Source organism: Rhizobium sp. CRRU65, from assembly GCF_048551595.1.
In the GTDB taxonomy this organism is placed as follows: Bacteria; Pseudomonadota; Alphaproteobacteria; order Rhizobiales; family Rhizobiaceae; genus Rhizobium; species Rhizobium leguminosarum_J.
The window spans coordinates 221,941-241,539 of the sequence record NZ_JBLYZH010000002.1; the positions used below are offsets into that span (position 1 = coordinate 221,941).

A 19,599-nucleotide genomic window follows, 5' to 3' on the forward strand; every position below is an offset into this window, starting at 1 on the left:
GCCTATCTGCCGTGACGCTCGACCTTGGTCAGCACCGTGATGAAGGCCCGCAAACCCCGCGGCACGTGACGGTGCCCGGGATAATAGAGACAGAGGCCCGGAATGGCAGGACACCAGTCGTCCAGCACCGTGACGAGCGCGCCGCTTTCGAGTAACGGCCGGGCGGTGCGATCCGAGACATAGGCGATGCCGAGCCCCTTTGCCGCCGCCTGCGCCATCAGCTCGACATGGTCGAGCGTCAGCACGCCCGGAACGTCGAGGGCAATCTCGTGGCCGTGTTTTTCGAACTCCCAGCGGAAGAGCTTGCCGCTTGGCAGCCGGAAGCGGATGCAGGCGTGGGTCTTTAATGCGTCCGGTGTCTGCGGCGCCGGATGCGCTGCCAGATAGGCCGGCGAAGCGACGGCAACAAAGCGGGTATCTCCGCCGAATTCCACCGCGATCATATCGAGCGGCACCGCCTCGCGAAGTCTTATGCCGGCATCGAAACCGTCGGCAACGACATCGACGAGCCGATTGTCGGTGACGAGATCGAGCGACATGTCGGGATAGCGGCTGAGAAAGGTCGGGACGGCGGCATCGAGCAGCACCCGCGCGGCGATCTCGCTGGTATTGACCCGCAACGTGCCGCTGGGATGGCCGCGGAATTCGTTGACCTCCTCGAGCGCCAGATCGAAATCCCTGAACAGTGGCGTCAGACGGGTAACGAGGCGCTCGCCGGCCTCCGTCGCCGCCACGCTGCGGGTCGTCCGGTGGAGAAGCCGAACGCCCATATTGGCTTCGAGCGAACGCATCATATGGCTGAGCGTCGAAGGCGACAGGCCCAACTCGTCGGCAGCCTTGCGGAAGCTGCGATGGTTGACGATAGCAGACAAGGCTCTCAGATCGGCAAGGCCCGGCTTGTAATTCATGGCTAGAATTCACCAACTCATGCAGCATTCGACGGATGGAAGCAGGAATAGGCTTATCTATCTTTACCTTCAAGAGCAGCCGCAATGCCGCGGCATGAAAGGTAAAGACAATGGGAAAGACATGGATGATTACTGGCGCCTCCTCCGGTTTCGGGCGCATCATGACCGAAAAATTGCTGGCGCGCGGCGATCGCGTCGCGGCGACAGTGCGCAAGCCGGCAGCGCTCGATGATTTGAAGTCGCATTACGGCGACAACCTCTGGATCGCGACGCTTGACGTCAGCAATGATGGGACGGTGCGCTCGGTCGTCGACGCCGCTTTTGGAGCGATGGGCCGGATCGACGTCGTCGTCAGCAATGCCGGCTACGGCCTGTTCGGTGCTGCCGAAGAGGTCAGCGACGAACAGATCCGCCATCAGATCGATACCAACCTGGTCGGCTCGATCCAGGTGATCCGGGCAGCACTGCCGCATATGCGGGCGCAGGGCGGCGGCCGCATCCTGTAGGTGTCTTCGGAAGGCGGGCAAATCGCCTATCCGAATTTCAGCCTCTATCACGCGACCAAGTGGGGCATCGAAGGCTTCATCGAAGCCGTTTCGCAGGAGGTCGCCCCCTTCGGCATCGAATTCATCATCGCCGAGCCAGGTCCGGCGCGGACCGATTTTGGCCGCGGGCTGGTCGCGCCGCGGCCGATGAAAGCCTATGACGCGACGCCGGCCGGCGACATCCGCCGCGCTATCGCCGACGGCAGGTTCGAGGCCAAGGGTGACCCCGTCAAGATGGCGCAGGCGATGATCGAGGCTGCCGAACAACACTTGGCTCCGAAGCGGCTGGCGCTTGGCGCCGGCAGCTATGCCTCGATCCGCAAGGCGCTGGTCGAGCGGTTGGCTGAACTCGACGCCTTCAAGGAGGTGACGATTTCAGCCGATGTCGATGCCTGATCGGGACCAGCAAATGCGCCGCCGGTGCCGGTTGGTCGATGTCGTCAGGCGCCGTATGTCCCATCCTGCAAATCTCGTTAGAGAGCGCCCGCCGCCTGCAGCAGCTTGCGATCGAGATCGACTGACACGCGGGACTTGTCGAGAACCATGGTCGCCGGCTTGTCGGTTGTGTAGGCCGGCCAGTCGGGCAAGCCCTCGGCGCTCGGCTTGCCGTTGCGCGCGAAGTTGACCCAGGCCTGGCTCACCTTCCTGGAAAGCGCCAGGGCGTCGCTCCCACCACCGGTCGACGTCTTGACCAGAGCGGCGTTCGCAAACACGTAGGGCAGTTCCGAGCAATGCCAGGCCATGGCAATCCCATCCAGGACCGGTGACTCGTAGGCGAACATGTAGGAGTAGACCGGAGCCCCGTTCTGCTTCGCCTTCAGGTCGAGATCACGGATGGCTCCCGGCCGGAAGCGCAGATCCAGGAAATAGGCGTCGGCGATCTTTTTCTCGGGGTAGGCCGCCATGAATGCCTTGCCGACCGCGTCGGATTTGTCGGCGAAGCGCTCCTTCAGCTTGGCCTCGGACTTGTCTTCGTCCCAGTTGTTCTTGTTGTCGGCAAGAAGCTCGCCCGCCTTGTGATTGATCACCGTCTCGAACTCGTTGAGGGTGTTTCCGACCATCAGCGGAATGTCCTTGGCCTGGTCAACCCACTCTGTCCCGACGGGGTTCACCGGAATGTAGTCCCCGTCCTGAACAGGTGCGTAGCGGGCGTCTTTTGCGCCTTGGGCGGTCGCGTCCTTGATGGCCTTGTCGGCCGCGGCAAGGAGATCGTAGTAGTCGACGTCGGCAAGCTTGTCGATTTCCTCAGCCTTGAGACCGAGGTTGGCAAGCGTCAGTTCGGCCACCTTCCGCGAGGATGCCTGATCGACGACGGAATCGCTCCGGGAGCCGCTCTGAACGATGGCCTTCTGGAAGAGGCCCTTCGCCGAAGGCGTCCCCATCAAGGCGCGCACCTTGTAGCCGCCGCCGGACTGGCCGAAAATCGTCACGTTGCCGGGATCGCCGCCGAAGGCCGCGGCATTGTCGTGGACCCATTTCAGCGCGGCGACGAGATCGGTGACGCTGGCATTGCCCGTCCGTTTGTATTTCTCTCCGTAAGCGGAAAGATCGAGGAAGCCGAGCACGTTGAGCCGGTGGTTGAGGGTGACGACGACGACATCACCGTCCTTGCTCAGATTGTGGCCGTCATACGAGGTCAGTTCGATGCCTGAACCATTGGTGAAGCCGCCCCCATGGATCCAGACCATGACCGGCCGTTTCTTTCCGTCGTTGATCGCCGGCGTCCAGATGTTCAGGAACTGGCAGGCTTCGCTCATCGGCAGATAGCGGTGCGGATTGAAGAGTTCGTCGCCGGCCACTTCCTTCATGCGGGGGATGAAGCAGTTCTCGCCATAGGTGACCGCGGGGCGGATGCCTTTCCAGGGCGCGACCTCTTCCGCCGGCATGAAGCGGTCGGCATGTGCATAGGGGACGCCAAGATAGCTAAAGATGCCATCGTCGAGTGCGCCGACGAGACTGCCCTTGTTGGTTTCGACGACCGTCTTGCTCTGCGAAGCAACAAACTCTTCGGCGAGAGCGGGCGCGCCGACAATAGAAGCCGTCATCGCCGATAGCGCGGATATCAAAGTGCAATAATATAGAAACGTCCTTTTCATCAACTTATCCTCTTGTCGTTGATTGTAAGTTCAAAAGTCCGACGGCCGCCATCCCCGGCCGTCGGTGACTAACTAGGTCGGCGCCGACGCTTTTTCACGCCACGGTCAGACTGTTTGCCGGAGAGAGGATCATGCCGGAGGGTTGGACGAGTCTTTCTTGCCGACCGGCCACCAATGAACAGGAGATCTGACGCCGGGCGGGCCGCTTCCACGCGCTTTGGTCCCGCCGGACGTCGAGCGTCTCGAGCATGCCTGACGGAACACCATCGGCGCCTGGGTGGTGGCGATTGGGCAACATTATCCGCACAGGTGATCACACGGCGAGATAAGCCGAGATCCCGCCGCTTGCCAGGACCGCGCTAGCATCCGCCACTTGTCAAAAAGATGACGAAGGGACCACGCCGATCGTTGGGACGGGTGGTTTGTGCTCCGGCATCTTGTTTCCTTGCTCGTCGCCGGCGCTCAGGGCCTCGCGCACTTCATCCTCTTCCCAACCCGCCTCGACGGCGGAAGCCACGAGCGTTTCAATTTTCTCGGTTTCCGAGTTGTGCGATATCTCATCGAGGCGGCGTCTGGCGGTCTCGAGACACTGACGAAGGTTCGAAGCGCGGCTGGCGTCGTTACGGTCGTAGCTTGGCGATGCGACGTAGGTCATTTGAAAGCTCCCTGCTGATCGACAGGAACACCTGAAGAGAGAGGCGGTTCCACTGCGTGCCCGCGGTAAGCGCCGCGCTGAAACCATTTCGGAGGTGCAAAGGGAATTGTGGAGCGGCCGGCCGACCAACAAACGCCCCTTGACGTCTTTCCATCTTTGAGAAATGCTAAGATGTCAGACCAATTACAGAGGTCGGCTGCCTGACAAGAAAATGGGGAACCATGAAGGCAAATAGCAGCGACAGGCCGGTGATCCGGCCGCTTCCAGTCATGGACCGCGCGCGTCAGGTGACCGATGCGCTAGCGGATTATGTCGAGGAAGCCAGGTTGAAGGCGGGCGATAGGCTTCCGGCCGAGCGCGAGTTGATGGCAGCCCTTGCCGTCGGCCGCTCGACCATTCGCGAGGCGATACGCCACTTCCAGGCGCTCGGCGTCATCGAGACGCGTAAGGGCAGCGGTACCTATCTGCTGAAACCGGTTTCCAGGGCGACGATCCACATGCCGCTGTCTTTCGACACGGTTCATCTGCGCGACGTGCTGCTGCAGACGCTGGAGGTTCGACGCGGCATCGAATGCGAGGCGGGCATGGTCGCGGCCCGGCGGCGCACGAACACAGACCTCGTCGTCATCGAGGAAAAGCTGGACGCGATGGAGCGGGTGCACTTGGAGAAGGGTACCTCCGGGCCGGAGGATCTGGCCTTCCATCTCGCCGTCTACGACGCCACCCACAATCCGCTGTTTCGCCAGCTTCTCGAGCAGATGCGCGAGACCTTCGAGCGCTTCTGGGAGCATCCGTTCGACCGGCAGGATTTCGCGCGCCGGTCCTTTCCCTTTCATCGCACCCTTTTTAACGCGATCGCTGCCGGGGATCCCGAGGCGGCGCGCGCCGAAACATTGAAAATTCTCGATATCGTCGAGGAAGACATCAAGGAAATGTCCAAATGAGCAACGGCTCTGAACCGTTCGATCTTGCTTCCCTCATCACGGCGCACGACGAAGGCAACTTCGCCGACGCCGTCGTGCCGCCGATTTTCCAGACCTCGCTTTTCACCTTTTCCGATTATGACGACATGATCGCCTCTTATCGCGGCGAGAGGGTGCGGCCGATCTATACGCGCGGCCTGAACCCGACGGTGCGTGCCTTCGAAGAAATGCTCGCCAAGCTCGAAGGTGCCGAGGATGCGCTGGGTTTTGCAAGCGGCATGGCGGCGATCTCATCGGCGGTCTTAAGCTTCGTCGAGCCGGGCGACCGCATCGTTGCCGTCAAGCATGTCTATCCCGATGCCTTTCGCCTGTTCGGCACCATCCTGAAGCGGATGAAGATCGAGGTGACCTATGTCGACGGACGCGACGAGGAGGCGGTCGCCAAGGCGCTGCCCGGCGCCAAACTCTTCTACATGGAAAGCCCGACGAGCTGGGTGATGGAGGCGCATGACGTCGGCGCGCTCGCAGCACTCGCCAGACAACATGGCGCCGTCTCGATGATCGACAACAGCTGGGCAAGCCCGTTCTTCCAGCGGCCGCTGACGCTCGGCGTCGATCTCGTCATCCATTCAGCCTCGAAATATCTCGGCGGCCACAGCGATGTGGTGGCCGGCGTCATCGCCGGCTCGAAGGCGATGATCGCGCGTGTCAAGGCCGAGGCCTATCCCTATCTCGGCGGCAAGCTTTCGCCGTTCGACGCCTGGCTGCTGATCCGCGGGTTGCGCACGCTGCCGCTGCGCATGAAAGCCCACGAGGCATCGGCGCTTGAAATCGCCAGGCGCCTTCAGAAGCTCGGCGTGGTGGAAACGGTCTGCCATCCGGGGCTCGCCAACCGTCTGCCCACTGGCCTCATCGGCACCTCGGGCCTGTTTTCCTTCATATTCCGCGACGGCGTGGATATCCGTGCCTTCGCCGATCACCTCAAGCTCTTCAAACTGGGCGTAAGCTGGGGTGGACATGAAAGCCTGATCGTACCGGGCGAGGTGGTGCTCCAGCAGAAAGCACAGCCGAATTCCGCACATGCCTTCGGCATCCATGCGCGATCCGTACGTCTCCATGTCGGCCTCGAAGGAACCGAGGCTTTGTGGAGAGACATCGAGGAGGCGCTCGCCGCCGCCTCACAATCCTGAAACCCGAGAGAAACCTAATAAGGGGGAACTGAGCCATGAAAAAACTAATAATCTCGACGATCTTTGCTTCGATGATGGCGGGCACGGCCTTTGCCGATACGACGCTCAAGCTTGTCGAAGTCATCACCAGCCCGGAGCGCACCGAAACGCTGAAATCGATCGTCGGCAAGTTCGAAGCCGCCAATCCCGGCACCAAAGTCGACATCATCTCGTTGCCCTGGAACGAGGCGTTCCAGAAGTTCGCGACTATGGTGTCTGCCGGCGACGTGCCCGATGTGATGGAAATGCCCGATACCTGGCTGTCGCTCTATGCCAATAACGGCATGCTCGAGAGCTTAGAGCCCTACCTTGCAAAGTGGGAGCACACCAAGGAGCTGACGCCGCGCGCGCTCGAACTCGGCCGCGACGTCAAGAACACCGCCTATATGCTGCCCTACGGATTCTATCTCAGGGCGATGTTCTACAACAAGAAGCTGCTTGCCGAAGCCGGCGTCGCCGCGCCGCCGAAGACGATGGAAGAATTCACCGCCGCTTCGGAGAAGGTTTCCAAACTGTCCGGCAAATACGGCTACTGCATGCGCGGCGGAGCGGGCGGCCTCAATGGCTGGATGATCTTCGCCGCCTCGATGGCCGGCTCGAACAAGTATTTCAACGACGACGGCACCTCGACAATGAACAGCCCCGGCTGGGCCAAGGGCATCGAATGGATGGTCGATCTCTACAAGAAGGGCTATGCGCCGAAGGACAGCGTCAACTGGGGCTTCAACGAGGTCGTCGCCGGCTTCTATTCTGGCACCTGCGCATTCCTCGATCAGGATCCGGATGCGTTGATCGCCATTGCCGAACGCATGAAGAAGGAGGATTTCGGCGTCATGCCGCTGCCGAAGGGGCCTGACGGCAAGTCCTTCCCGACGATCGGCTATGGCGGCTGGTCGATGTTCACGACCAGCGGCAACAAGGATCTCTCCTGGAAGCTGATCGCCACGCTCGAAGGGCCGGAAGGCAATATCGAGTGGAACAAGCGCATCGGCGCCCTGCCGGCCTATACGGCGGCCGAGAAGGATCCCTTCTACGCCGGTGACCAGTTCAAGGGCTGGTTCGAGGAACTGGCCGACCCGAACACGGTACCAACAGTCATGCCGACCTATCTCGAGGAATTCGCCTTCTTCAAGGATTCGCTAGCGATCAAGACCTCGCAACAGGCGATGCTCGGCGATATCTCGGCGAAGGATCTGGCCGACCAGTGGGCGGAATACCTCACCAAGGCGCAGCAGAAGTTCCTCGCCAAGAAATAAGCGACGGACTGACGGCGGCGGCCTCGGAACAGGCCGCCGCCGCTTTTTTGATGACACAGACGGCGCAGAACGCCGCGAACGGGACCTTTTGGCTGATGACCATTTCCGCCGATACGCTCGACATGCGTCGCGACCGCAGACCATGGCTGCGTCGCGTTGCCGATGCTTCGGAGCCCTATCTCTACAGCGCGCCGTCGCTGATCCTGATCATTGCGGTGATGCTGGTGCCGCTGACGGTCGGCATTTCCTACGCCTTCCGCGATATCCAGCTGCTCAATCCGTTTTCCGGCGGCTTCATCGGGCTCGATCATTTCCGCGAGCTTTCAGGCGACGCCGCCTTCTACGGTGCGCTGAGGAACACGCTGTGGTGGACAGGCGCTTCCGTCGTCCTGCAGTTCGTTTTCGGGCTGATCCTGGCGCTGCTGCTCGACAAGCCGTTCAAGGGCCGGGCAATCGCCCAGGCGCTGGTCTTCCTGCCCTGGGCCGTGCCGTCCTTTCTTGCCGGCCTCAACTGGGCCTGGCTGTTCAATCCCGTCATCGGGCCGATCCCGCACTGGCTCTTCGCCCTTGGGCTGATGCATGAGCCGGGCAATATCCTCTCCGATCCCAACTATGCGATGTGGGGGCCGATCGTCGCCAATGTCTGGTGGGGCATTCCCTTCTTCGCCATTACCCTGCTCGCCGCCTTGCAGGCGATCCCGCGCGATCTCTATGAGGCGGCGTCGATCGACGGCGCCGGCTGGTTCCAGCGTTTCCGCTCGATCACCCTGCCGTTTCTGGCGCCAACGATCGCCATCACCGTGCTGCTGCGCACCGTGTGGATTTCCAATTTCGCCGATCTCATCGTCGTCATGACCAATGGCGGGCCGGCAGACCGAACGCAGATCGTCGCCAGCTACATCTTCACGACAGCCTTCAGGCGGCTCGATTTCGGTTATGCCTCGGCGATCGCGCTGGTGCTGCTCGTACTGCTGCTTGCCTATTCGATGCTGATCATCCTGCTCCGGCAGACGCTGCTGAACAAGGATTGAGATCATGAGACGATCCGTCATTCCCACCATCGCACACCGTCTGGCGATCCTCTGCTACATCGCCTTCGCGCTCTTTCCGCTGTTCTGGCTGCTCAAGGTCTCGGTGACGCCGAACGACCTGCTCTATAGCGAGGGCGTGCGCATGTGGCCGTCGCGCACGACTTGGGATCATTATGCCTTTGTCCTGCGGCACAGCGCCTTTCCGACCTTCTTCAAGAACAGCCTGATCGTCTCGGCCTCGACGGCCATCACCGTGACCATCTGCGCCTCGCTATCGGGGTATGCGCTTTCCCGCTTCAATTTCCGGGCAAAATACTGGATTGTCGCTCTGATGCTGCTGACCCAGATGTTCCCGCTGGTCATGCTGGTCGCGCCGATCTTCAAGATCCTGTCGCCGCTGCATCTGACCAACAGCCTGACCGGGCTCGTCATCGTCTACACCGCCTTCAACGTGCCTTTCGCCACCTTCCTGATGCAGTCTTTCTTCGACGGCATCCCAAGGGATCTCGAAGAGGCGGCGAAGATCGACGGCGCGACGCAGTTCACGGCATTTCGCCAGATCATCCTGCCGCTGACGCTGCCGGGGATCGCCGCCACACTCGGTTTCGTCTTCACCGCCGCCTGGAGCGAACTGCTCTTCGCGCTGATGCTGATCAACGGCAATGACGCGGCGACCTTCCCGGTTGGCCTTCTTACCTTCGTTTCGAAATTCTCGGTGGATTTCGGGCAGATGATGGCGGCGGGCGTCATGGCGCTCATTCCGGCCGGCCTCTTCTTCCTGCTCATCCAGCGCTATCTCGTCCAGGGCCTGACGGCCGGCGCGGTCAAGGGTTAAACAAATGGCATCGATCGATATCCGGAATATCCGCAAAGCCTATGGCCATGTGCAGGTGCTGCACGGCGTCAACCTGGAAATCCAGGACGGCGAATTCGTCGTGCTCGTCGGTCCGTCCGGCTGCGGCAAGTCCACGCTGCTGCGGATGATCGCCGGGCTTGAGGAGGTCACATCAGGCGAGATCCGCATCGCCGGCAATAGGGTCAACGAGTTGCATCCCAAGGACCGCGACATCGCCATGGTGTTCCAGTCCTACGCGCTTTACCCGCATATGAATGTCGCCGGCAATATGAGCTACAGCCTCAGGCTGCGGAAGGTGGCGAAGGAGAAGATTGCAGGCGCGGTCGCCGCGGCTGCCGCAAAGCTCGGCCTCGATCCGTTGCTCGAACGCAGGCCGAAGGCGCTTTCCGGTGGCCAGCGACAGCGCGTCGCCATGGGCCGCGCCATCGTGCGCCAGCCCAAGGCCTTCCTGTTCGATGAACCGCTGTCCAACCTCGATGCGCGCCTGCGCGAACAGATGCGCGCCGAAATCAAGAAGCTGCATGGCGACCTGAAGGCGACCTCGATCTACGTGACCCACGACCAGATCGAGGCAATGACGCTGGCGGACCGGATTGTCGCCATGCATGGCGGAGTGGTCCAGCAGGTCGGCAGTCCCCTGGAACTCTACGACCGCCCCGCCAATCTCTTCGTTGCCGGCTTCATCGGCTCGCCTGGGATGAATTTCCTCGAGGCCAGCTATGATGCCGGCGGCGTGAAGCTGAAGGACGGCACGATCGTGCCGCTTGCAAAGCCTTTGCCGCTTTCAGACGGCGCAAAGGTGACGCTCGGCATCCGGCCGGAGCATGTGCTGATGAGTGACGGCGGGGCGGGGCTTGCCGCGGATGTGGAACTCGTCGAACCGACAGGCTTCGGCATCATCCTGCACCTTGCCCTGCATGGTCTGCCGTTCAAGATCTTCACGCTGAACCGCGAAGCGCTGAAGGCAGGTCCCAAGGTCAATGTGGCCTTCCCGGCTCAATATTTGCATGTGTTCGACGGCGAGGGAAAACGCGTCGATTGAACGGTTAGGCCGGTAGCCCGATGCTGTCGGTTTCGGCATAGTGTCTCCGGCAGGGGCGGGGAGGCAGAACATGCTCGTTGCGCAGATTTCCGATATCCATGCGGGGCCAGACCTTTCGTCGCTGCGGACGCTGGAGCGAGCGATAGGTTGGCTGAAAACGTTCCGCCCGGATGTGCTTGTTGTCACCGGAGATCTGGTAAACGACCGATGGCGGCACGGCTATCGCCTTGTCGCCGAAAACCTGCGGTCGCTGGACTGCCCCGTCCATCTGTTGCCGGGCAACGGTGACGATGTGCAATTGATGCGCTCCGAACTTGTCGCTGTCGGCACGGGGATCAATGCGACGGGACCGATGCATTTCCGGACAGCCGTCGATGGGCTGACCCTCTTCGGTGTCGATGTGACCGTTGCCGGTCAGAGTTACGGCGACGTCCTGCCGCACCTGCCATGGCTGACGAGCGCGCTTGCGGATGTGACGACGCCCTCCCTTCTCTTCATGCATCAGCCGCCGTTGCGGATCGGCATCGAGGTGCTGGACCAGGTCGGATGCAGAAACGGCAGTGCGCTTCTCAGCACCCTGAAGACGATCGACAGGCTACCGCTGGCGATTCTCTGCGGCCATGTTCACCGACACGCTTTTGGCCGGCTGGGATCGATGACTGTCCAGACCTGCGGCTCCCTTTGCCCGCCCAATCCGCTTCTGCTGGACGGCCGTGCCGATCTTTCGGTGATCGACGCTCCGTCCTTCCTCATGCATGAGGTCAGCGACGGCAGGCTGGTTTCACATGTGGTCTCGGTTCCGATATCAGACAGGGGCGCATGAAAGGGATTGCACGATCATTCCTCACGTGCTGCGAGCGGAAAAATCTTTTGCCGCATCGCCCATGAGGGCTATATCGTCCGTGTGATCTTGCTGGATTGGATGCCATGACCGACACTGTTCTCGACCGCTTTCTCCGTTATGTCGTTATCGACACGCAATCCGACCCTACCTCGTCGACGCAGCCGACCACCGGCAAGCAGAAGGATCTCGGCCGCGTTCTGGTCGATGAACTGCTGAAGATCGGTCTTGCGGACGCGCATCTCGATGAACACGGCTATGTCTACGCGACCATTCCGGCCAATAGCGACAAGACGGTGCCGGTCATCTGTTTCTGCTCGCACATGGATACGGCACCCGATTTCAGCGGCACTGATGTCAAGCCGCAGATCATCAGGAATTTTGCCGGCGGCGATATCAAGCTTGCCGGCGACACCGGCCGGGTGATCCGCGTCAGCGATCATCCCGAACTGCAGAACCAGATTGGCAATGATATCGTCACGACCGATGGAACGACATTGCTCGGCGCCGACGACAAGGCCGGACTGGCCGAAATCATGACCGCGGCTCAGATACTCGTCGGCAATCCAGATATCAGGCACGGGACGATCAAGATCCTGTTCACGCCCGACGAGGAAGTCGGGCGCGGCGTCAACAAGGTCGACCTGAAGAAACTCGGTGCCGACTTCGCCTATACGATGGACGGCGAGACGGTCGGCCATATCGAGGATGAGACGTTTTCGGCCGACGGCGTCGAGATCAGCATATCAGGTGTGGCGATCCATCCCGGCTTTGCCAAGGGCCGCATGGAAAACGCCATCAAAATCGCTGGCGCCATCATCGACCGGCTGCCGAGGGATATTGCCCCCGAGACCACGGAAGGCCAGCAGGGCTTCATCCATCCCACAGGCGTGACCGGTTCGATGGAGAAGTCGTCGCTGAGCTTTATCATCCGTGATTTCACCGACAAGGGTCTCACGGAAAAGGAAGCGATGCTCGAAGGCATCGTCAAGGACGTGATGGCAGTCTATCCCGGCTCGACCTATCATTTTGAGGTGAAGGAGCAGTATCGCAACATGAAGGTGGTGCTCGATCGTCACCCGGAGATCGTCGACAACGCGATCGAAGCGGTGCGCCGGGCCGGCATGACGCCGGTGCGCGGCAGCATCCGCGGCGGCACCGATGGCTCGCGTCTTTCCTTCATGGGGCTGCCGTGCCCGAACATCTTCGCCGGCGGCCACGCCTTCCACTCGCCGCTCGAATGGGTGAGCCGCCAGGACATGGAAAAGGCCGTGAAGACGATCGTGGAACTGGCGAGGGTTTGGGAAGAGCGCGCCTAAAACAAGTCCAGCAAAAGCGCGCTTCCATCTAACTCATACCGGAACGGCGGTTGGTTCAACCGCCGTTCGCTGGAAGGCTTTCACGCAGCATCACGCTGTCATAGGCGGGCCGGGGGATAGGGATCGCAATGGGCATTCCCGGCTCGGGCTCGACCGATGTTACCGGGGATGTTTCCGGCGCGGTCACCGGCGCCGTGATCCGCATCTGCCCCGTGCTCGCCGTCGCCATGGGGTCTGGCGCCGGGAGAGGAACGGGAACCGCCGAGGGTATCAGGGCCTCGAATTGCGGCGGCAGCATGCTTTCGCCGGGCACATAGTTCATCGCCACCTCGTAGGAGGGCAGCGGCGGCGGCGTTTCAAGCATGCCGTTGGAGTCGCGCTTCTCGTAGAAGGCGTTGCCGCCGGCAACCGTCACATAGTGCATGTTGTCGTACGGGAATTTCAGCCCATCGGTGTGGAAGAACATCGCGTCCTTCACCGCAGGATGGCGTGCGCCCTTAACAAGGATTGCATCGGCCGCGCTGGCAAGCTCGGTTTCCGCCTGCGGCTTGACTTCGCGCGTCATCACGCCGGGCGCGAACTGCCGTTTCTGGGCCACCACGCCGCAGATCGACGTCGGATAGGCGCCGGAGGTGAGCCTGTTCATGACCACGGTCCCGACAGCCATGTAGCCGTCCTTGTCCGAATGCAGCGATTCGAAATACATCGCGCGCTGCAGGCACTCGCGGTCTTTGGCCGTATAATTGAACGTGACTTTCGCCGCTTGGCCCGGCTTCGTCTTGCTGTTCGCCGCCGTTGCCGCCGGTTTCGATGTCGTTGTGCAGCTTGCAGCTGCCAGTCCCACGAACAAAATCCCGATCAGGGATTTTCCAAAGGAAATCTCCGCCCTCAACGCCAGGTGCCTCCTATGGGATTAGTCCAGCCCTTAATGGTTAAGCGTAAACGTTTTACTCGTCATATGACTGAAATACAAACAACCATAGATAACAAAAACCTTAAGGGACTCTCGCCAAATACGATTCCGGCGATGGCCTCCTGCATAATCCCCTAAATCGGAATCGATTTAGGGATAAATGGTGCAGAAATTCAAGGTGTTAGCGTCACCAATCCCCGTCAGCTGCGGAACAGTTTCCAGCGGGTCGGCTTGAAGGCTACCCGGTTGCGGTCAAGCCTGTCGGCCTCGCTCGGTGGCAATTCGATCTCGATATGCGGGCGATCATTGCCGATATCCAATTCGATATGGCGGGTGCCTGCCACGCGGCGGCTGGAGACCGGCTGGCCGGCGATACAGTTTTCAGCTGATTCGCAAAGCCTGACGTCGTGCGGGCGGAAATAGAGCTGCGCCGTGCCATCCGGCTCGCCTTCGGCATTGAGGCCGAGCGAGCGACCTTCGAACCGAATGTCGCCGTCTGATATCTCGACCTGCAGGCAGTTCGACTGGCCGATGAAGCCGAAGACGAAGGGAGAATTCGGATTGTCGTAAACCTGGTCCGGCGTGCCCACTTGTTCGATCGCGCCCTGGCTCATGACGACGACGCGGTCGGCAAGCTCCAGCGCCTCATCCTGGTCGTGGGTGACGAAGACTGTGGTATGTCCGGTGCGATCGTGGATATCGCGCAGCCACTTGCGCAGGTCCTTGCGCACCTGGGCGTCGAGCGCGCCGAAGGGTTCGTCGAGCAGCAGCACGTTCGGCTCGACGGCCATGGCGCGGGCGAGCGCCACACGCTGGCGCTGGCCGCCAGAAAGCTGGGCTGGGTAGCGTTTTTCGAGACCCGAAAGCTGGACAAGGTCGAGCAGTTCCAGCGCCCGCCTGCGGATATCGGCCTTCGGCGGCCGCCGCGCACTGTTTCTGACCTTCAGGCCGAAGGAGACGTTTTCGAGCACCGTCATGTAGCGGAAGAGAGCATAGTGCTGGAAGACGAAGCCGATATTGCGCTGCTGCACTGATTTCTTCGAGGCATCCTCGTCGCCGAAGAAGATCAGCCCCTCCGTCGGGCTTTCGAGGCCGGCGATCAGCCGCAGCAATGTCGTCTTGCCGGAGCCCGATGGACCGAGCAGTGCGATCAGCTCGCCGGAGCGGATGTCGAGCGAGACATCGTGCAGCGCCGGAAAACGATCGAATTCCTTGCGAATGTTTTGAACGCGTACTTCCATTCCAAATCCTTCAGTGCCGCCGGCTGGCGGCGATTTCTGCGCTATAGCGCATTTCCAGCAGCGTCTTCAAAACAAGAGTTACGAGCGCGAGCAAGGCCAAAAGCGTGGCGACCGCAAAAGCGCCGGTGAAATTATACTCGTTGTAGAGAATTTCTACCTGCAGCGGCATGGTGTTCGTCTGGCCGCGGATGTGGCCGGATACCACCGAGACGGCGCCGAATTCGCCCATGGCGCGGGCGTTGCAGAGAAGCACGCCGTAGAGCAGTCCCCATTTGATGTTCGGCAGCGTCACGTGCCAGAAGGTCTGCCAGCCGCTGGCGCCGAGCGAAAGGGCGGCCTCCTCGTCGGCCGTTCCCTGTTCCTGCATCAGCGGGATCAGCTCGCGGGCGACGAAGGGGAAGGTGACGAACATGGTGGCGAGGATCAACCCCGGCACGGCGAATAGGATCTTGATGTCGTGAGCGCTGAACCACTGTCCGAGCCAGGTATTGGCGCCGAACAGCAGAACGAAGACCAGGCCCGATATGACGGGCGAGACCGAGAAGGGCAGGTCGATCAGCGTCGTCAGGAAAGCCTTGCCCTTGAACTCGAACTTGGCGATCGCCCAGGCGGCAGCAACCCCGAAGACGAGGTTGAGCGGCACGCTGACGCCGGCAACGATCAGTGTCAGGCGGATCGCCGAGAAGGTCTCGGCGTCCGCGAGCGCCTGGAGGAACGGGCCGGCCCCCTTGCGGAAGGCCTCGACGAAGACGGCTGCGAGCGGCAGAAGCAGGATCAGCAGCAGGAAGACGAGCGAGAGGATGATCAGGCTGAAGCGCGCGATCCTGTTTTCGGTGGTCACCGAACGCAGCTTCGTTGGTTGAGCGGTCGCATCAAGCGCCATAGCCGTACCTCCGCCTGCTCCAGCTCTGGATGAGATTGATGACGAGCAGCATGGCGAACGAAATGATCAGCATGATCGCCGCAATGCCGGTCGCTGCCGCATAATTATACTCTTCGAGCTTGATGATGATCAGCAGCGGCGCGATCTCCGATTTGAACGGCAGGTTGCCGGCGATGAAGATGACCGAGCCGTATTCGCCGACGCCGCGGGCAAAGGCCAGCGCAAAGCCGGTGAGCACGGCGGGCGCCAGCCCCGGCAGCAACACGCGGAAAATCGTCTGGAAGCGATTGGCGCCGAGCGTTGCCGCGGCCTCCTCCACTTCCTTGTCGATCTCCTCCATGACCGGCTGCACGGTACGCACCACGAAGGGCAGGCCGACGAAGATCAGCGCCACGACGATGCCGGTAGGCGTAAAGGCGATCTTGATGCCGAGCGGCGTCAGGAACTGGCCGATCCAGCCGTTCGGCGCATAGAGCGTCGTCAGTGCGATGCCGGCAACGGCGGTCGGCAGCGCGAAGGGCAGGTCGACCATGGCATCGATGATGCGCTTGCCGGGGAAGCGGTAACGCACCAGCACCCAGGCGAGAATGATGCCGAAGACGGCATTGACGATCGCGGCGATGAAGGCGCTGCCGAAGCTTATGCGCAACGCGTTCAGCGTGCGCGGATCGAGCGCGATCGACCAGAATTTCTCCCAGCCGAGCGCGCTCGACCGGACGGCAAGGCCCGAGAGCGGGATGAGGATAAGAAGGGTGAGCCAGGTCAAGGTAAAGCCGAGCGCCATTCCGAAACCCGGAATGACGCTCGGCCGTTTGAACCGCCACCGCGTGGGGCTATGTGCTTTCATGAAGTCTATTATTGGGCCGGCTTGTAGATTTGGTCAAATACGCCGCCGTCGCCGAAGAATTTAGGCTGTGCGTCCTTCCAGCCGCCGAAGTCGTCGATGGTCGCCAGCGTCAGCTTCGGGAAGCGGGCGATGTCAGCCGGATCGGCGGCTTCCGGCTTGGTCGGCCGATAGTAGTGCTTGGCGGCGATCTTCTGGCCTTCGTCCGAATAGAGGTAGTTGAGATAGGCTTCGGCGACCTTGCGCGTGCCCTTCTTGTCGACATTGCCGTCGACGACGGCGACCGGCGGATCGGCGCGGATGGAGAAGGTCGGTGTTACGATCTCGAACTGGTCGGGACCGAGCTCTTCGAGCGAAAGATAGGCTTCGTTTTCCCAGGCGAGCAGCACATCGCCGAGGCCGCGCTGGACAAAGGTGGTCGTGGCGCCGCGAGCGCCGGTGTCGAGAACCGGGACGTGCTGCAGCAGTTTCGCAACGTATTCCTGCGCCTTGGCTTCATCGCCGCCATTTGACTGCTTGGCCCATGCCCATGCGGCAAGGAAGTTCCAGCGCGCGCCGCCCGATGTCTTCGGGTTCGGGGTGATCACCTGCACGTCGTCCTTGACCAGGTCTCCCCAATCCTTGATGCCTTTCGGGTTGCCCTTGCGCACGAGGAAGACGATCGTCGACGTATAAGGCGTCGAATTGTTGGGGAACTTGGTCTTCCAGTCGGCCGGGATCTTGCCGGTCGCCTTGGCGATGGCGTCGATATCGCCTTCGAGGGCAAGTGTCACGACATCGGCGTCGAGACCGTCGATGACCGAGCGGGCCTGGGCGCCGGAACCGCCATGCGAAGCCTGGATCGCCAGGGTTTCACCATTGTCCTTTTGCCACTTGGCGGCAAAGGCGGCATTGAAATCCTTATACAATTCGCGGGTCGGATCGTAGGAAACGTTAAGAAGCGTCTGATCTGCGAATGCCGGAGCAATGCTTCCGATCGCGAAGCTGGCTGCCATGACCGCAGCTGCGATGAGCCGGGTGAGCCGTTGTGTCTGCATGGGGAACCCTCCTGTTTTCTGCCTTAACTCTATCAACTCGGTCGTATAATGAAACAAAGGTTCTTCCGGTTCCGGCATGGCTGTTAGAATGCCATTCCATTTAAGCGGCAATTTGGAAATGGACGTGCCGAAGTTGGCCGCGGCCAATTGGTCGCTCGGCGCTGCCCTGCCGTAGGGCCGTGTTTTTTTGGCCACAGTTCCTCCACGAAAACGACATGGTGATGCAGATTTTTGCCAAGATTTTGCCGCGATGACACTTGCGGATTCCTATATGGCTCCCGTGCGGTCGTATTCGCCGACTGCTACGCGGGGGTACCCTTGAAGTGCGCCTCGCATTCCAAACCTGTTAGGGCCATTCAAAATGAATATCAGAACTATCCTCTTTGCCTCCGTTGCCGCCCTTGCCGCGGCCTCCGGAGCCCGCGCAGCCGACGCCATCGTGGCGGCGGAACCCGAGCCCGTGGAATATGTTCGCGTTTGCGACGCCTACGGTACCGGCTATTTTTATATTCCGGGGACGGAAACATGCCTTTCGATCGGCGGTTATATCCGTACCGAAGTGCGCTTCGGTGACCATATTTCCGGCGATTCCGACGTAAACTTCTGGACTCGTGGTCAGGTCACCTTCCAGACCAAGAACGACACCGAGTACGGCACGCTCACCGGCGTCATCACGCTGCGTTACAATGCCGACAATGCCTCCGATCAGGAAGCATTGCTCGATGAAGGCTATCTCGACATTGCCGGTTTCCGCGCCGGTAAGCTGTACAGCTGGTGGGATGACGACATGAGCGGCGAGACCGATACGCTCGCCAGCAACGAGACGACCCACAACTCGATCCGTTATCAGTACGAGAATGGCGCTTTCGCGGCCGGCATCTCGGTCGACGAACTCGAAGAAGTCTACGCCACCAAGCCGGGCGACGGCCCGAACAACTTTGGTGTCGCAGGCCAGGTCTCCTACAAGGCCGGCGCCATCAGCGCTTACCTGCTTGCCGGTTACGACACCGACACCAGCGAAGTCGCTGTCCGCGGTATCGTTTATGCCGACATCGGCCCGGGCACGCTCGGCATTGCCGGCGTATGGGCAAGCGGCGCCAACTACTACTACGAAGAGTCCGAATGGACGATCGCAGCAGAGTATGCCTTGAAGATCAACGACAAGTGGTCGGTCACCCCGGGCTTCCAGTACTTCGAGAACATTGCTCTCGAGGCTGACGGCAACGGTTTCACCGGCGGCAGCGCCTACACGACCGGTGTCACCATCGACTACCAGATCGTCGAAGACCTGCGTACGAAGCTCAGCGTGCAATATCACGATGAGGACGAAGGCGACGACGACGTGTTCGGCTTCCTGCGCTTCCAGCGCGATTTCTAAGATAGTCTGATTGCAGACGAGCGGGCGCGGCCTTCGGGCCGCGCCTTTTTTATGATGCCGAAACGTGTGAGCGGTTTTCGGACGACATCATGCTCCCGCTATTCAATTTGGACGTCATACCCGTGAATCGGCGATGAAATCGGAATAGTATTCGTCGACCGTTCTTGCCTTGCGCATGGCGACAAGCGTGCCGTCCGATTGCAGCCGCCTGGCGATCGCAGAAAGCACGTTCAGATATTCGCCGCGATTGTTTTCCCCGAAGAGCAGCACGAAGGCGATATCCGTCGGGATATCGTCGATCGCCTCGAAATCCAGCGGATGGGCAAAGCGGAGGAGAAGGCCGCGCGGGCTGGTCATGCCGTCGATTGCCGCATGCGGGATGGCGATGCCGTTGCCGATCCCCGTCGAGCCGAGCTTCTCACGCGCTTCGAGCGCCTTCAGGATGGTCTGGCCGTCGACGGAGAAAGCCTTGGCGGCCTTGTCGGCGATGGTCTGCAGCGCGCGCCATTTCGTCGGCGCCGACACGCCGATGAAGGTGTGTTCCGGGCGGATGATGTTGGGAAGGTTCATGTCATTCTCGATACTGTTCGGCTCGATACTGC

Annotated in this window: 18 protein-coding genes and 1 pseudogene; 10 read left to right on the forward strand and 9 right to left on the reverse strand. The window is 61.0% G+C overall.

The annotated features are described in order from the left end of the window. Positions 1-2 precede the first annotated feature (2 nt). Positions 3-908 (reverse strand): LysR family transcriptional regulator, encoded by a 906-nt coding sequence (locus ACM5SV_RS04290; protein ID WP_419425075.1) that lies wholly within the window; start codon positions 906-908, stop codon positions 3-5. Positions 909-1,018: 110 nt separating this feature from the next. On the opposite strand from ACM5SV_RS04290, the pseudogene ACM5SV_RS04295 reads away from it, so the two are divergent. Further along, a pseudogene (locus ACM5SV_RS04295) lies at positions 1,019-1,849 on the forward strand (SDR family oxidoreductase). A gap of 77 nt (positions 1,850-1,926) precedes the next feature. Here ACM5SV_RS04295 and ACM5SV_RS04300 read toward each other — a convergent pair. Next, entirely contained in the window at positions 1,927-3,549 is a 1,623-nt protein-coding gene (locus tag ACM5SV_RS04300) for a carboxylesterase/lipase family protein (protein WP_419425076.1), read from the reverse strand. Between the two features lie 376 nt (positions 3,550-3,925). Beyond that, a complete protein-coding gene (locus tag ACM5SV_RS04305) occupies positions 3,926-4,204 on the reverse strand; it encodes a hypothetical protein (RefSeq protein WP_128407619.1) in 279 nt (92 codons plus the stop codon). Positions 4,205-4,425: 221 nt separating this feature from the next. Here ACM5SV_RS04305 and ACM5SV_RS04310 point away from each other — a divergent pair, with 221 nt between their 5' ends. From ACM5SV_RS04310 to pepT, 8 genes are all read left to right on the forward strand, one after another. Further along, on the forward strand, positions 4,426-5,148 hold the full coding sequence (locus ACM5SV_RS04310; RefSeq protein ID WP_221975012.1) for a FadR/GntR family transcriptional regulator: 723 nt from the start codon (positions 4,426-4,428) through the stop codon (positions 5,146-5,148). Further along, on the forward strand, positions 5,145-6,317 hold the full coding sequence (locus ACM5SV_RS04315) for a PLP-dependent transferase (RefSeq protein ID WP_017996491.1): 1,173 nt from the start codon (positions 5,145-5,147) through the stop codon (positions 6,315-6,317). Before ACM5SV_RS04310 ends, ACM5SV_RS04315 begins: the two co-directional genes overlap by 4 nt. A gap of 35 nt (positions 6,318-6,352) precedes the next feature. Then, on the forward strand, positions 6,353-7,612 hold the full coding sequence (locus ACM5SV_RS04320; RefSeq protein ID WP_003553948.1) for an ABC transporter substrate-binding protein: 1,260 nt from the start codon (positions 6,353-6,355) through the stop codon (positions 7,610-7,612). 95 nt (positions 7,613-7,707) lie between these two features. After that, positions 7,708-8,643: a carbohydrate ABC transporter permease gene (locus ACM5SV_RS04325; protein ID WP_033183885.1), complete on the forward strand. Its 936-nt coding sequence runs from the start codon at positions 7,708-7,710 to the stop codon at positions 8,641-8,643. A gap of 4 nt (positions 8,644-8,647) precedes the next feature. Next, positions 8,648-9,478 carry a carbohydrate ABC transporter permease gene (locus ACM5SV_RS04330; RefSeq protein WP_003553943.1) on the forward strand — a complete coding sequence of 277 codons (831 nt, stop codon included), beginning with the start codon at positions 8,648-8,650 and terminating at the stop codon, positions 9,476-9,478. Positions 9,479-9,482: 4 nt separating this feature from the next. Then, a complete protein-coding gene (locus ACM5SV_RS04335) occupies positions 9,483-10,541 on the forward strand; it encodes an ABC transporter ATP-binding protein (RefSeq protein ID WP_221975011.1) in 1,059 nt (352 codons plus the stop codon). Positions 10,542-10,611: 70 nt separating this feature from the next. Then, positions 10,612-11,364 (forward strand): metallophosphoesterase, encoded by a 753-nt coding sequence (locus ACM5SV_RS04340; protein WP_222004449.1) that lies wholly within the window; start codon positions 10,612-10,614, stop codon positions 11,362-11,364. Positions 11,365-11,468: 104 nt separating this feature from the next. Beyond that, positions 11,469-12,701, forward strand: coding sequence for a peptidase T (gene pepT / locus ACM5SV_RS04345; protein WP_222004448.1), 1,233 nt, complete (start codon positions 11,469-11,471; stop codon positions 12,699-12,701). Positions 12,702-12,756: 55 nt separating this feature from the next. Here pepT and ACM5SV_RS04350 read toward each other — a convergent pair whose 3' ends face one another. The 5 genes from ACM5SV_RS04350 to ACM5SV_RS04370 all read right to left on the reverse strand — a co-directional run bounded on the left by ACM5SV_RS04350 (position 12,757) and on the right by ACM5SV_RS04370 (position 17,619). Then, entirely contained in the window at positions 12,757-13,593 is an 837-nt protein-coding gene (locus ACM5SV_RS04350; RefSeq protein WP_003553936.1) for a cell wall hydrolase, read from the reverse strand. Positions 13,594-13,814: 221 nt separating this feature from the next. Continuing rightward, positions 13,815-14,855 carry a sulfate/molybdate ABC transporter ATP-binding protein gene (locus ACM5SV_RS04355; protein WP_003553934.1) on the reverse strand — a complete coding sequence of 347 codons (1,041 nt, stop codon included), beginning with the start codon at positions 14,853-14,855 and terminating at the stop codon, positions 13,815-13,817. Positions 14,856-14,865: 10 nt separating this feature from the next. Further along, complete coding sequence (gene cysW / locus ACM5SV_RS04360; protein ID WP_012763299.1) at positions 14,866-15,738, reverse strand: sulfate ABC transporter permease subunit CysW; 873 nt, start codon at positions 15,736-15,738, stop codon at positions 14,866-14,868. Continuing rightward, on the reverse strand, positions 15,728-16,585 hold the full coding sequence (gene cysT, locus ACM5SV_RS04365; RefSeq protein ID WP_003553931.1) for a sulfate ABC transporter permease subunit CysT: 858 nt from the start codon (positions 16,583-16,585) through the stop codon (positions 15,728-15,730). Before cysT ends, cysW begins: the two co-directional genes overlap by 11 nt. An 8-nt stretch (positions 16,586-16,593) precedes the next feature. Further along, positions 16,594-17,619 carry a sulfate ABC transporter substrate-binding protein gene (locus ACM5SV_RS04370; protein ID WP_222004447.1) on the reverse strand — a complete coding sequence of 342 codons (1,026 nt, stop codon included), beginning with the start codon at positions 17,617-17,619 and terminating at the stop codon, positions 16,594-16,596. 361 nt (positions 17,620-17,980) lie between these two features. Here ACM5SV_RS04370 and ACM5SV_RS04375 point away from each other — a divergent pair, with 361 nt between their 5' ends. Continuing rightward, on the forward strand, positions 17,981-18,997 hold the full coding sequence (locus ACM5SV_RS04375; protein ID WP_222004445.1) for a porin: 1,017 nt from the start codon (positions 17,981-17,983) through the stop codon (positions 18,995-18,997). Between the two features lie 114 nt (positions 18,998-19,111). Here ACM5SV_RS04375 and ACM5SV_RS04380 read toward each other — a convergent pair whose 3' ends face one another. Next, positions 19,112-19,567: a PTS sugar transporter subunit IIA gene (locus ACM5SV_RS04380; protein WP_003553925.1), complete on the reverse strand. Its 456-nt coding sequence runs from the start codon at positions 19,565-19,567 to the stop codon at positions 19,112-19,114. Positions 19,568-19,599: the final 32 nt, after the last annotated feature.

Coding starts and splice junctions, on each gene's coding strand:
- ACM5SV_RS04290 (WP_419425075.1), bottom strand. CDS start 908: ATGAATTACAAGCCGGGCCTTGCCGATCTGAGAGCCTTGTCTGCTATC.
- ACM5SV_RS04300 (WP_419425076.1), bottom strand. CDS start 3,549: ATGAAAAGGACGTTTCTATATTATTGCACTTTGATATCCGCGCTATCG.
- ACM5SV_RS04305 (WP_128407619.1), bottom strand. CDS start 4,204: ATGACCTACGTCGCATCGCCAAGCTACGACCGTAACGACGCCAGCCGC.
- ACM5SV_RS04310 (WP_221975012.1), top strand. CDS start 4,426: ATGAAGGCAAATAGCAGCGACAGGCCGGTGATCCGGCCGCTTCCAGTC.
- ACM5SV_RS04315 (WP_017996491.1), top strand. CDS start 5,145: ATGAGCAACGGCTCTGAACCGTTCGATCTTGCTTCCCTCATCACGGCG.
- ACM5SV_RS04320 (WP_003553948.1), top strand. CDS start 6,353: ATGAAAAAACTAATAATCTCGACGATCTTTGCTTCGATGATGGCGGGC.
- ACM5SV_RS04325 (WP_033183885.1), top strand. CDS start 7,708: ATGACCATTTCCGCCGATACGCTCGACATGCGTCGCGACCGCAGACCA.
- ACM5SV_RS04330 (WP_003553943.1), top strand. CDS start 8,648: ATGAGACGATCCGTCATTCCCACCATCGCACACCGTCTGGCGATCCTC.
- ACM5SV_RS04335 (WP_221975011.1), top strand. CDS start 9,483: ATGGCATCGATCGATATCCGGAATATCCGCAAAGCCTATGGCCATGTG.
- ACM5SV_RS04340 (WP_222004449.1), top strand. CDS start 10,612: ATGCTCGTTGCGCAGATTTCCGATATCCATGCGGGGCCAGACCTTTCG.
- pepT (WP_222004448.1), top strand. CDS start 11,469: ATGACCGACACTGTTCTCGACCGCTTTCTCCGTTATGTCGTTATCGAC.
- ACM5SV_RS04355 (WP_003553934.1), bottom strand. CDS start 14,855: ATGGAAGTACGCGTTCAAAACATTCGCAAGGAATTCGATCGTTTTCCG.
- cysW (WP_012763299.1), bottom strand. CDS start 15,738: ATGGCGCTTGATGCGACCGCTCAACCAACGAAGCTGCGTTCGGTGACC.
- cysT (WP_003553931.1), bottom strand. CDS start 16,585: ATGAAAGCACATAGCCCCACGCGGTGGCGGTTCAAACGGCCGAGCGTC.
- ACM5SV_RS04370 (WP_222004447.1), bottom strand. CDS start 17,619: ATGCAGACACAACGGCTCACCCGGCTCATCGCAGCTGCGGTCATGGCA.
- ACM5SV_RS04375 (WP_222004445.1), top strand. CDS start 17,981: ATGAATATCAGAACTATCCTCTTTGCCTCCGTTGCCGCCCTTGCCGCG.
- ACM5SV_RS04380 (WP_003553925.1), bottom strand. CDS start 19,567: ATGAACCTTCCCAACATCATCCGCCCGGAACACACCTTCATCGGCGTG.